The sequence below is a fragment of the Natrarchaeobius oligotrophus genome (assembly GCF_003841465.1).
Taxonomy (GTDB): domain Archaea; phylum Halobacteriota; class Halobacteria; order Halobacteriales; family Natrialbaceae; genus Natrarchaeobius; species Natrarchaeobius oligotrophus.
In genome coordinates this window covers 125,437-135,327 of record NZ_REFZ01000011.1, presented here as the reverse complement: position 1 = coordinate 135,327, position 9,891 = coordinate 125,437, and the positions used below count along the sequence as shown (strand labels likewise).

General features: G+C 66.6%; 15 protein-coding genes. 10 read left to right on the top strand and 5 right to left on the bottom strand.

What is annotated here, in order from left to right:
• The 3 genes from EA472_RS15680 to EA472_RS15670 form a co-directional block, all read left to right on the top strand.
• The coding region (locus EA472_RS15680; RefSeq protein WP_133306989.1) for a transcription initiation factor IIB at positions 1–476 on the top strand (476 nt) is incomplete at its 5' end.
• A gap of 120 nt (positions 477–596) precedes the next feature.
• Positions 597–776 carry a DUF7836 family putative zinc-binding protein gene (locus tag EA472_RS15675; protein ID WP_124192458.1) on the top strand — a complete coding sequence of 60 codons (180 nt, stop codon included), beginning with the start codon at positions 597–599 and terminating at the stop codon, positions 774–776.
• 323 nt (positions 777–1,099) lie between these two features.
• Complete coding sequence (locus EA472_RS15670; protein ID WP_124192462.1) at positions 1,100–1,336, top strand: UPF0058 family protein; 237 nt, start codon at positions 1,100–1,102, stop codon at positions 1,334–1,336.
• Between the two features lie 119 nt (positions 1,337–1,455).
• Here the strand turns inward: EA472_RS15670 and EA472_RS15665 are convergent, their stop codons facing one another.
• Positions 1,456–1,923, bottom strand: a complete 468-nt coding sequence (locus tag EA472_RS15665; RefSeq protein WP_124192457.1) for a DUF555 domain-containing protein — start codon at positions 1,921–1,923, stop codon at positions 1,456–1,458.
• Positions 1,924–2,178: 255 nt separating this feature from the next.
• Here EA472_RS15665 and EA472_RS15660 point away from each other — a divergent pair, with 255 nt between their 5' ends.
• A complete protein-coding gene (locus tag EA472_RS15660) occupies positions 2,179–3,180 on the top strand; it encodes a DNA-3-methyladenine glycosylase 2 (RefSeq protein WP_124192456.1) in 1,002 nt (333 codons plus the stop codon).
• 56 nt (positions 3,181–3,236) lie between these two features.
• On the opposite strand, the gene EA472_RS15655 is transcribed toward EA472_RS15660, so the two are convergent.
• On the bottom strand, positions 3,237–3,470 hold the full coding sequence (locus EA472_RS15655) for a hypothetical protein (RefSeq protein WP_124192455.1): 234 nt from the start codon (positions 3,468–3,470) through the stop codon (positions 3,237–3,239).
• A 200-nt stretch (positions 3,471–3,670) separates the two neighbouring features.
• Here EA472_RS15655 and EA472_RS15650 point away from each other — a divergent pair, with 200 nt between their 5' ends.
• On the top strand, positions 3,671–3,949 hold the full coding sequence (locus EA472_RS15650) for an acylphosphatase (RefSeq protein ID WP_124192454.1): 279 nt from the start codon (positions 3,671–3,673) through the stop codon (positions 3,947–3,949).
• 30 nt (positions 3,950–3,979) lie between these two features.
• On the opposite strand, the gene EA472_RS15645 is transcribed toward EA472_RS15650, so the two are convergent.
• Entirely contained in the window at positions 3,980–4,477 is a 498-nt protein-coding gene (locus EA472_RS15645) for a hypothetical protein (RefSeq protein ID WP_124192453.1), read from the bottom strand.
• Positions 4,478–4,565: 88 nt separating this feature from the next.
• Between EA472_RS15645 and EA472_RS15640 the strand changes: the two genes are divergently transcribed.
• From EA472_RS15640 to EA472_RS15620, 5 genes are all read left to right on the top strand, one after another.
• Complete coding sequence (locus EA472_RS15640; RefSeq protein WP_124192452.1) at positions 4,566–5,993, top strand: NAD(P)H-hydrate dehydratase; 1,428 nt, start codon at positions 4,566–4,568, stop codon at positions 5,991–5,993.
• A complete protein-coding gene (gene moaC, locus EA472_RS15635) occupies positions 5,986–6,567 on the top strand; it encodes a cyclic pyranopterin monophosphate synthase MoaC (protein WP_124192451.1) in 582 nt (193 codons plus the stop codon). Before EA472_RS15640 ends, moaC begins: the two co-directional genes overlap by 8 nt.
• A 109-nt stretch (positions 6,568–6,676) precedes the next feature.
• The gene (locus EA472_RS15630) at positions 6,677–7,684 is read left to right on the top strand and encodes an NAD(P)H-dependent flavin oxidoreductase (protein WP_124192450.1); all 1,008 of its coding nucleotides are present in this window, start codon (positions 6,677–6,679) and stop codon (positions 7,682–7,684) included.
• Positions 7,685–7,779: 95 nt separating this feature from the next.
• Positions 7,780–8,193: a DUF5820 family protein gene (locus EA472_RS15625; RefSeq protein ID WP_124192449.1), complete on the top strand. Its 414-nt coding sequence runs from the start codon at positions 7,780–7,782 to the stop codon at positions 8,191–8,193.
• 107 nt (positions 8,194–8,300) lie between these two features.
• Positions 8,301–8,747 (top strand): UPF0179 family protein, encoded by a 447-nt coding sequence (locus EA472_RS15620; protein WP_124192448.1) that lies wholly within the window; start codon positions 8,301–8,303, stop codon positions 8,745–8,747.
• A 101-nt stretch (positions 8,748–8,848) separates the two neighbouring features.
• On the opposite strand, the gene EA472_RS15615 is transcribed toward EA472_RS15620, so the two are convergent.
• Together EA472_RS15615 and EA472_RS15610 are read right to left on the bottom strand one after the other, a co-directional pair.
• Complete coding sequence (locus EA472_RS15615; protein WP_124192447.1) at positions 8,849–9,220, bottom strand: winged helix-turn-helix transcriptional regulator; 372 nt, start codon at positions 9,218–9,220, stop codon at positions 8,849–8,851.
• Positions 9,221–9,337: 117 nt separating this feature from the next.
• Positions 9,338–9,775, bottom strand: coding sequence for an SRPBCC family protein (locus EA472_RS15610; RefSeq protein ID WP_124192446.1), 438 nt, complete (start codon positions 9,773–9,775; stop codon positions 9,338–9,340).
• Positions 9,776–9,891 lie beyond the last annotated feature (116 nt).

Genomic DNA, 9,891 nt, shown 5'->3' with positions numbered 1-9,891 from the left:
CCCTCGAGGAGGACCTGCTGCCGGGACGATCGATCGAAGGCGTCGCCACCTCGGCGCTGTACGCCGCCGCCCGCCAGGCCGGCACCCCCCGCAGCCTCGACGAGATCTCCGCCGTCTCCCGCGTCGACAAGATGGAGCTGACTCGCACGTACCGGTACGTGATCCGCGAACTCGGTCTCGAGGTCCAGCCCGCAGACCCCGAGAGCTACGTCCCGCGGTTCGTCAGCGACCTCGACCTCTCGGACGAGACCGAGCGGATGGCTCGCGAGTTGCTCGAGTCGGCCCGCAAGGAGGGCGTTCACAGCGGCAAGTCGCCGGTCGGCCTCGCCGCCGCCGGCGTGTACGCCGCCGCCCTGCTGACCAACGAGAAGGTCACCCAGAACGAGGTCAGCGAGGTCGCGAGCATCTCCGAGGTCACCATCCGAAACCGCTACAAGGAACTGCTCGAAGCCTCCGACACGGCAGCGCCCGCGTAAGCCGATCGAACGGATGATGGCGGACGGTTCGGTCATCGGTGTAACGGTTTATTAGCGACCTGACGGTGCAGGAATACGACCGCGACAAAGTTTTTGACACCCGGTGTGTAACGAAGTAGCATGGACGAAACGACTGTACGACTGTTGTGTCCCGAATGTGCGAAAGATTGGCAGGTTGCTCCCGGCGAACTCCCCTCCTCCACCGAGATGTTTCACTGCCCCAACTGCCACGCGTCGCGACGCACTGCCGAATTTATGCGAACCGACCGCGACCTCCAGACGCTGAAGCAACTCGGCTGACTCGTCGCGACTCGACGGTCGAAATCGCATCGAGCTGTTTTCACAACCGTTTCCGTGGAGTAATTTCGGAGAGCGAAACGCTTCGACGGGGGATGAGCGACGAGACGGTCGGTATGGTACGTCCTACCGGACGACGATCGCAGGAAATACCATTTTACGGTGCGGAAAGCGAGCACAAGCTCACGTTGAACGCGAGTACGAACAGCTAGAGACGATCGCCGAACGGATACGAAATTGTGACCGTCAGAGCGTGTGATACGGGACGTGTGGTAACGCGACTCAAGATAATAATATAACCCTGCAGTGGGTAGAACCGGATGGTTATGAAGAAGCAGGAACTCATCCACCTTCACGGCCTTCTCGCGGAGGTATCGAACCAGTGTTCGGAGTGGAACGACTGTCAGATCGACCTCGAGGAGTACGAATCGCTCGGCATTCGACCGACGTCGATTCACAAGTCGAAAACGGATCACAAAGCCGCTGTTTTTGCCCTCGCCGGTGGGATTACGATGAACATGCGCGAGGAAGAACAGGAAATCGTCGCCGCAACTGCTGACTGAACGCACGCCGATTCTCGAGGCGACCTCGTCTTCTACTGGCTAGACTCGATACTCGCCGTTCGTGAACTGTTCGCCCGTGGCCGGCGTCGGAAACGCTGAACTGCAACGAGTCCGCGCCGTTATTCGACGAGGTCTTCGAACTCGGGAAGGATTTCGTCGGACGATTCCTCCGTGGTATCCGACTCCGAATTCGATTCCGTCGACTCGTCGGCTTCGTCGACCTCCTGTTCGGCTTCCTCCTCGCCGTTTTCTTCCTCGAGAACCTCGACGCGTTCGACCTCGAGGGGAATGTTCTCGAGGCGTTGACCGATCTCTTTTCGGGCGATTCGGGAGGCATGCTCCTCCCGTTCGACGTTGAAGACGGTCATCTCTAGCTCGAGCGCGACGAGCGCTTCGTCGGCCGCGATGAACGCGGGCGGGAGTTCCTCTCCCGACGGCGAGGTGCGCTCGCCCATGTTGATCTCGACGTAGTTCAGGTCAGGGTTCAGCATCTCGCCCGTCTTCGAGATGGCGATACGGATCGCCTCGTCTTCCGTCTCGACGTCGAACACCGGCACGGCAGCCTCGACGACAACCCTGCAGTTCATGCGTAAACCTTGTGTCGCCTCCAGTATGAAGGTTCGCCTCGTTGTCGGGAAAATCCGCCGACATCCGTGGGTGAACGTAAGTCGGGGCCGAAATCGACGGCGACCAGCGCCCGTCGAGCCCGTCGCGATACGGTACGGATCGCCTTCGTGCGTTAGCCGAACGGTACGCGGGCCAAACCCGTCGAACGAGCGGCGGAAGTTCGACGCGACTCGAGTCCGAAAGCGCCAAGCCGTCGGCCCCGAAGAAACCGACGAATGGAATCGGGGACGATTCACCTCGGCGACCTCTCCGGCGGACTCGACCTCTACCGAACGCTCGAGAGCGGACAGAGCTATCTCTGGCGTCGCGAGGACGGCGAGATGTACCGGGAAACGGGCCCGACGCGCGGCTGGTACTACACCGTCGTCGACGATCGATTCGTCGCGGAGACGGTCGGCGACGCGGCTGGAGCGGAGCGCGACCGTCCGACCGCTGTGTCGATCGGCGGATCGGCGGGGGAGACGACCGAGACGGTCGACGGATCGACTTCCGCACACGTCGTCCGCGTCCGCAGCAGGGACGGGCGACTCGAGTGGGAATCGTCCCTGGACGCCGAGGCGATCGTTCGCCACCTGTTACGGCTCGACGACGACCTCGAGGCGATCGTCGAGACGGCTCCGGACGATCCGCTGTTAACGGAGGCCTACGACGCCCACCGCGGGATGCGCCTCGTTTCCGATCCGCCGTTCGGAACGTTGATCTCGTTCATCTGTTCGGCGCAGATGCGCGTCGACCGCATTCACGGAATGGTCTCGACGCTGGCTCGCGAATACGGCGAGAGCGTCGCCTTCGATGGGCGGACCTACCACGCCTTTCCGACCCCGGAACGGCTCGCGACCGCGACCGAAGCCGAGCTCCGTGAGCTCGGACTGGGGTACCGAGCGCCGTACGTCGTTCGAACCGCGGAGATGGTCGCGGACGGCGAGGCCCACCCCGCCGAGGCGCGGGACCTCGAGTACGAGGCGGCGCGGGAGTACCTGACCCGGTTCGTCGGGGTCGGCGACAAGGTGGCCGACTGCGTGCTCCTGTTCTCGCTCGGGTTCGACGAAGCCGTCCCGCTCGACACCTGGATCAACTCGGCCATCGAGGAGTACTACCCCGACTGCGACTGCGGTTCCTACGCCGCGACGTCTCGAGCGATCCGCGAGCGCCTCGGCGGCGAGTACGCGGGATACGCCCAGACGTACGTCTTCCACCACCTTCGGACGGGGGAGTGATCGTCGTCGACTCCGGACGCCACCGATCGAAGGCCCGTCGACCGACGGCCTCGAACCTACTCGTAATCGCTTCGACCCGCGACGGCCCAGTACGCCTGAGACGCGATGGTGATCGCGAAGACGACGCCGAGAGCGACGGCGACCGTCCGTCCCAGCAGGTAGTACGCCAGCCCGCTCGAGACGGCCACGAACACGACCGAACCGGCGACGAGTTCCAGCAGCTCCCGAATCGTCGCTCGTCGGCTCGAGACGTCGAGGTACTCCTCCTCGAACCGGTCGATGATACCCATCAGCTCTCACCCGCACGAGTAGGGGACGATTGGTTCGACGCCACGACCGTCTCCACGCGCTCGAGCCACCTCGGGTTGTCGCCGCCGTCACGGGAGGGGGGTCCGTCGCGTGTGTAACTGTCGCACGCCGGCCGTCGGACGCGCGAAAGACGAGCGTCAGACGCGGGAGCTTTTTGACGGTTGCGGGCGACCGCACGCACATGTCGGAGCGAACTCGCGCGCACGTGTTCGTCTCGGGAACCGTACAGGGCGTGTTCTATCGGGCGACGACCCGCGATACGGCCCGAGACAGCGGCGTCGACGGCTGGGTAACGAACCTCGCGGACGGCCGCGTCGAGGCGGTGTTCGAAGGTCCCGAGGACGCGGTCGAGTCGATGGTCGAGTGGTGTCACGAGGGCAGCCCCGCCGCCGAGGTGGAAGACGTTGCGGTCGAGTACGAAGAGCCACAGGGCGAAAGCGGGTTCGAAATTCGCTACTGATCGGACTCGTCGTCTCGGGCTCGGGATGGATCAGTCGCCGTCGATCCGGACCTCCTCGAGCCACGGCGGCTCGTCGGTGTAACGCCACTCGCCCCAGTCCGCCTTTTCGCCGACGTAGTAGGCGCGATAGGCCGCGACCGGGTCGCCCGGCCGTCTGTACTCGTCGGGCATCGCCTGGGGTCGGGGCGTCGGATCCTCGCTCGGGAAGTCGATCGCATCGGCGTCGATCCGTTCGATCACCCGCCAGCTCGCGTGATCCTCGTCTTTCCCGTACCGTTCGACGAACTCCGCGTTGAGCGCCGCCGCGTGTTCGCGCAGCCGGAGCCAGTTCGCCCGCGATTCGGTCGCCCACCGCGTGACGGGGTGGCTCGCGTGCGTCGGCTGATAGAGGAAGTCGGCCTCGAGCCCGTTCTCGCGCGCGGCGGTACAGAGCACCTGCGCGGCCTCGAGCAGGAGCTTGTTCACGTGCTGGTCGCAGTGGTATCGCGCCGCCAGTTGCGGGTCCTCGTCGAGCCAGAAGACGTTCACGCCCCTCGTACGTTCCAGCCGTAGTAGAGCCTGTCGTCGAGGCCGCCGCGTCCGCAATCTTCAACGGACAGCCGATCGAACTCCGCGTATGATCACCGGAGAGCGAATGGCCGCCGTCGACGAGAACGCCGCGTGGCTGGGCGTTCCGCGCAAGCAGTTGATGGAGTCGAGCGGACACGCCGTCGCCCGTGTCGTCCGCGACGTCGCCGATCCGGGCGCGACGGTCGCGATCGTTGCCGGCCGCGGCAACAACGGCGGGGACGCGTTCGTCGCTGCCCGATTTCTCGACGAGTACGACGTGACGACGCTCTTGCTCGGACGCGCCGAGGCCATCGGCACGGAGATCGCTCGCGAGAACTGGGACGCCCTCGAGCGGGCCGACTACGACGTCAGGCAGGTGACCGACTCGCGGAGATTCGACCTTCCCGACTGCGACGTCGTCGTCGACGCGATGCTCGGAACGGGTCTCAGCGGCGACCTCCGGGAGCCAGCCGCGACCGCGGCGCGGACGATCGACGACGCCGACGCGACCGTCGTCTCGGTCGACGTTCCGTCGGGATTCGACGCCGACGACGGCGATCACGCCGACAACGGCGTCGAGGCGGATCACGTCGTCACGTTCCACGACGCGAAGCCGGGACTCGAGGAACTCGGGGCCGACCTCACCGTCGCGGACATCGGCATTCCGGCCGCCGCCGAGCGGTTCGTCGGCCCCGGCGACGTCTCGCTCGCACGGCCGAGCGACCGCGAAGGGCGCCCGTACGTCATCGGCGGCGGGCCGTACACCGGCGCGCCGGCGCTCGCGGCCCAGGCTGCGCTTCGAGCCGGTGCCGAACTGTCGTTCGTCGCCGCACCCGCGTCGGTCGCCGGCGAGATCCAGGGCTACAGCGAAGACCTCATCGTTCAGCCGTTCGAGAGCGAGCACCTGACGCCGTCGCAGGTCGACGACCTCGTGGAGACGGCCGAGCGCTACGACGACGTCGTCGTCCTGGGTCCCGGCCTCGGTACCGCCGACGAGACGCGCGAGGCCGTTCGGAGGTTCCTCGAGTCCTACGGCGGTCCGGCGGTCGTCGACGCGGACGCGCTCGCGGTCGTTCCGGACGTCGAGACTGACGCGACGCTGGTGTGTACGCCGAACCGCGGCGAGCTCGCGAGGATGGGCGGTCCCGAGGCGGAGTCACTCGCCGCGGCGGCCGACGAGATCGAATCGTTCGCCGCCGACCTCGGTCACGTCGTCCTCGCCAAGGGAGCCGACGACGTGATCACCGACGGCGATCGCACGCGGATCAATCGATCCGGGACGCCGGCGATGAAAGTCGGCGGAACCGGCGACCTGCTGTCGGGGATCGTCGCCGCGCTGCTCGAGCACGCCGAGCCGTTCGAGGCGGCGGCGGCCGGGGCGCGGGTCAACGGCGTCGCGGGCGAGCGACTCGACGAGACCAAGGGGATCGGCACCCTTGCGTCGGACATGCTCGACGAAATTCCGCCCGCACTGTGGGGTGGTGGCGATGAGTGACGACGCGACCGACCCGAACGCGGACGATCGCGAGGGTCGCGAGAGCGCGAATGCAGACGATCGGACGGCGGACGACGATCGCGGCGACCCCCACTCGAGGGCTGCCGGGCTGACACACACCACCGACGAGGGGGACGTTCAGATGGTCGACGTCGGCGACAAACCCGACAGCGAACGACGCGCAGTCGCGGCGGGCGAGATTCGCCTTCGACCGTCGACGGTCGAGGCGATCCGCGACGATCGGGTCGGCAAGGGCGACGTCCTCGCGACCGCCCGCGTCGGCGCGGTTCAGGCCGTCAAGCACACCTGGGAGACGATCCCGATGTGTCACCAGATTCCGATCACCAACGTCGACACCGAGTTCTCGCTCGACGACGACCGGATCGAACTCGAGGTCGCGGTGGAGACGACCGGCAAAACCGGCTGCGAAATGGAGGCGCTCGAGGGCGTCACGACCGGACTGAACGTCGTCTGGGACATGGTCAAGGCGATTGAGAAGGACGAGGGCGGCCAGTACCCGTCGACCGCGATCGAGAACGTCCGCGTCGTCCAAAAGGAAAAGCGCACGGAGTGAGGCGGATCGCCGTTCCGACGTAACCGAGCCGAGGGGTGATCGCATCCGATCGGACGTCCAGCGCGAGGGGAAACTGGGATGAGGGCCGGATGCAAACAGCGTGACATCGATGCTCGAGACGCCGTTCTGTTCGCTCGTCGAAATCGAGTACCCGATCGTCCAGGCGCCGATCGGCAGCGCGACCTGTCCTGAACTCGCCGCTGCCGTCTCGAACGCCGGTGGCCTGGGTCACCTCGCGATGACGTGGCGCGACCGCGAGGAGACCCAACGAGTGATCCGCGAAACTCGCGATCGGACCGACCGACCGTTCGCGGTCAATCTCGTCCTCGACGACGCGACGACGACCGTCGAGACGGCCGCTCACCTCGAGACGATCCTCGCCGAGGACGTCGACGTCGTCACGTTCTCGTTCGGCGACGCGACGCCGTACGTCGGTCGGGTTCACGACGCGGGCGCGATCGCCTGCCAGACGGTCGGAACGAGCGAAGCCGCCCGCGAGGCGGTCGACGGCGGCGTCGACGTCGTCGTCACGCAGGGGATCGAGGCCGGCGGTCACGTCCAGAACGAGGTGGGGACGATGGCGCTCGTTCCTCGCGTCGCGGATGCAGTCGGTCGCGAAGTCCCCGTCGTCGCGGCCGGCGGGATCGCCGACGGCCGAGGGATCGCTGCGGCGCTGACGCTCGGTGCCGACGCCGCGTGGCTCGGAACGCGGTTCGTCGCGACGTCGGAGGCGGCGGTGCACGAGACGTACCGGCGTCGACTCGCGGAGAGCGACGAGGCGGACACCTGTTACACGACGCTGTTCGACAAGGGGTGGCCGGGAATGCCCCACCGGGTGCTTCGGAACGAAACGATCGATCGGTGGGAAGACGCCGGACAGCCGCCCGCGGGCGAGCGGCCGGCCGAGAGCGAGGTCGTCGCAACCACCGGCGAGGGGGAGCCGATCGAACGGTACGACGAGGCGCTCGCGACGCCGGACGTCGTTGGCGATGTCGAGGAGATGGCGCTGTACGCCGGCCAGAGCGTCGGCTTGACGGACGGCGTCGAGCCCGCGGACTCGCTCCTCGAGCGGCTGGTTTCCGAGACGCGCGTTGCGCTCGCCGATCGGTCCGGGTGATCGCTTCCCGCCGGCTCGACTCTCGATTCGACTGCTGGTCGATCGTCGCGCCCCGTTTCGGTGACTACTAACCCGTGCCGGGCGTACGGCCGGCCATGACGGAGCCTTCGGCGCTCCCCGACGCGTGGGACGTCTGGTCGGAGGGAGAAGACGGTCGGCTCGTGCTCGCGTACCGACCGGACGTGTTCAACGGCGACGACTTTCCGGCGGCCTGTCTGCCGACGCTGTATCTGACACACGGCCGCCGAACCCGCCGTCCCGGACGAAACCCGACCGACACGACGGCGCGCAACGACTGGTTCGTCACGCTGTACCTCGAGCCGGACGTCACCGTCGAGGGGGGACGACGGTTCGAGACGCGGGACGACGCCCTCGAGTACGCGGTCGACCTCGCGACGCGATTCGACGACGGCGAGATCGACTACCGGAGCTGTTACCAGATTCCCCGCGAGGGGTATTTCGATCGACTCGACGACCTCACGCTCGCGGATAATCCAACGGACCGTTGAAACGGGGTATCGGGACAGCCGCAGGCCGCTCGCGGGTGTGGCGGAACCGACGGACACCTAGTACCACACGCGTGAGGCTTAACCCCGCGTAGCGAGTACGTCGAGACATGTCGACCGTTACGCTCGTCGGCTCCCGTCTGGCCGAGCCGGATACCGAGTTCGTCTACCAGGGCGAGGCCGACGGCTGTGCCGGCTGTCCGTACCGCAGCCAGTGTCTCAACCTTTCTTCCGGCACCCGCTACCGGGTTACGTCGGTCAGGGAGAACGCCCAGACCCTCGAGTGCGCCATGCACGACGGCGGCGTCAGGGCCGTCGAAGTCGAGCCCGTTCCCGTGCGTGCAAACGTTCCCTCGAAGGGAGCCTACGCCGGTAGCAAATCGAGCCTTCCCGGCCCCTGTCCCTACGTCGAGTGTCCGAGCCACGAGTACTGCGTTCCCGACGGACTCGAGTTCGACGAGGAGTACCGCATTCAGGAGATCGTCGGCGATCCGCCCCACGACGTCTGTCACCTCGACCGCGGGCTCCAGCTCGTCGAACTCGAGCGAAGCGACTGATACGGACTGCTGTACCGATCGACCGGCGCAACCGGGGGACGTATCTCGATTCTACCGGTACTGACGGACAGCAGACCGTACGACGACTGCGCGAGTCGATCTCAGGCGTTTTCGACCGACTGTTCGGTCCGTTCCCCGTCGACATCGAGCCAGCTTCCCGCCCAGCACTCGATTTCGTCGAACACCGGCTCGAGCGACCGCCCCTTCTCGGTGAGACTGTAGTAGGTGGCGATCGGCGCGTCCTCCTCGAGTCGCCGTTCGACGAACCCCATCTCGCCCAGGTCGTCGAGCACGCGCGAGAGGGTGCGCGCGTTCGCGCCGGTCGACCGTTTCAGTTCGTTGAACCGCTGTTCGCCCGAGAGCAGTTCGTGGAGGACGGCGAGTCGCCACTGCGAGCCGATCTGTTCCAACGATTCGATGACGGGGCAAGCGTCGGCGTTTCGGTCGCGGGGGGACGTCCGTGATGGTGCCATTCTGGTGTCGGCCGTCCGTTCGGTCCGAAGGGCCATAGTAGTTCGGTAGCGAACGAGGTGACGCGATGTTACCGCCGGGAGAACGCCGGCAGCGTCGGAGCGAACGCGCGTCGTCCGCTACGGACCGGATCCGTCGTCCTCCCCGCGATTCTCGTCGTTCCAGATCGCGTCGATTCGCTCGAGCGCCTCGAGATAGACCGGCGCACACCCCGCCGCCAGCGGCGGGAGTTCGAACGCGACGCGACACCGGTCCGCTCCCAGGTCGTCGACGCGGTGGCCGGCACCCTGCGTTCCCGCCACCCGCCACGTCCAGCGGCGGTCCGATCGCTCGGTAACGGTAAACGGTAGCCACGCGCCGGGAACGCGAAGTCGACCCGACGTGCCGGCGCGCACGCGCCGATCCGTGGACTCGACGCCGTTGACGACCGGCGACCACTCGGGCCAGCGCGTCGTGTCGTTGAAGAGATCCCAGATCTCGTCCGGCGGCGCCGCGAGCACGTGCGAGACCTCGAGTCGAGTGCCCTCCGGCGTTCGTACAGTCCGAATACGGGTCATCGACCGATCGTACGTCGGCGACGGATATGGAACTAGTTCCGCGTTCGCGGTCCGGTGGTCGCCGGACCGTGAGTGCGTCCGACGGGGGGAACCCGCGGAGATGCTCGATGCGGCAT

What these genes read in the sequence shown, in the direction of transcription:
- EA472_RS15675 (WP_124192458.1), top strand. Translation starts at nt 597, where the DNA reads ATGGACGAAACGACTGTACGACTGTTGTGTCCCGAATGTGCGAAAGAT.
- EA472_RS15670 (WP_124192462.1), top strand. Translation starts at nt 1,100, where the DNA reads ATGAAGAAGCAGGAACTCATCCACCTTCACGGCCTTCTCGCGGAGGTA.
- EA472_RS15665 (WP_124192457.1), bottom strand. Translation starts at nt 1,923, where the DNA reads ATGAACTGCAGGGTTGTCGTCGAGGCTGCCGTGCCGGTGTTCGACGTC.
- EA472_RS15660 (WP_124192456.1), top strand. Translation starts at nt 2,179, where the DNA reads ATGGAATCGGGGACGATTCACCTCGGCGACCTCTCCGGCGGACTCGAC.
- EA472_RS15655 (WP_124192455.1), bottom strand. Translation starts at nt 3,470, where the DNA reads ATGGGTATCATCGACCGGTTCGAGGAGGAGTACCTCGACGTCTCGAGC.
- EA472_RS15650 (WP_124192454.1), top strand. Translation starts at nt 3,671, where the DNA reads ATGTCGGAGCGAACTCGCGCGCACGTGTTCGTCTCGGGAACCGTACAG.
- EA472_RS15640 (WP_124192452.1), top strand. Translation starts at nt 4,566, where the DNA reads ATGATCACCGGAGAGCGAATGGCCGCCGTCGACGAGAACGCCGCGTGG.
- moaC (WP_124192451.1), top strand. Translation starts at nt 5,986, where the DNA reads ATGAGTGACGACGCGACCGACCCGAACGCGGACGATCGCGAGGGTCGC.
- EA472_RS15630 (WP_124192450.1), top strand. Translation starts at nt 6,677, where the DNA reads ATGCTCGAGACGCCGTTCTGTTCGCTCGTCGAAATCGAGTACCCGATC.
- EA472_RS15625 (WP_124192449.1), top strand. Translation starts at nt 7,780, where the DNA reads ATGACGGAGCCTTCGGCGCTCCCCGACGCGTGGGACGTCTGGTCGGAG.
- EA472_RS15620 (WP_124192448.1), top strand. Translation starts at nt 8,301, where the DNA reads ATGTCGACCGTTACGCTCGTCGGCTCCCGTCTGGCCGAGCCGGATACC.
- EA472_RS15615 (WP_124192447.1), bottom strand. Translation starts at nt 9,220, where the DNA reads ATGGCACCATCACGGACGTCCCCCCGCGACCGAAACGCCGACGCTTGC.
- EA472_RS15610 (WP_124192446.1), bottom strand. Translation starts at nt 9,775, where the DNA reads ATGACCCGTATTCGGACTGTACGAACGCCGGAGGGCACTCGACTCGAG.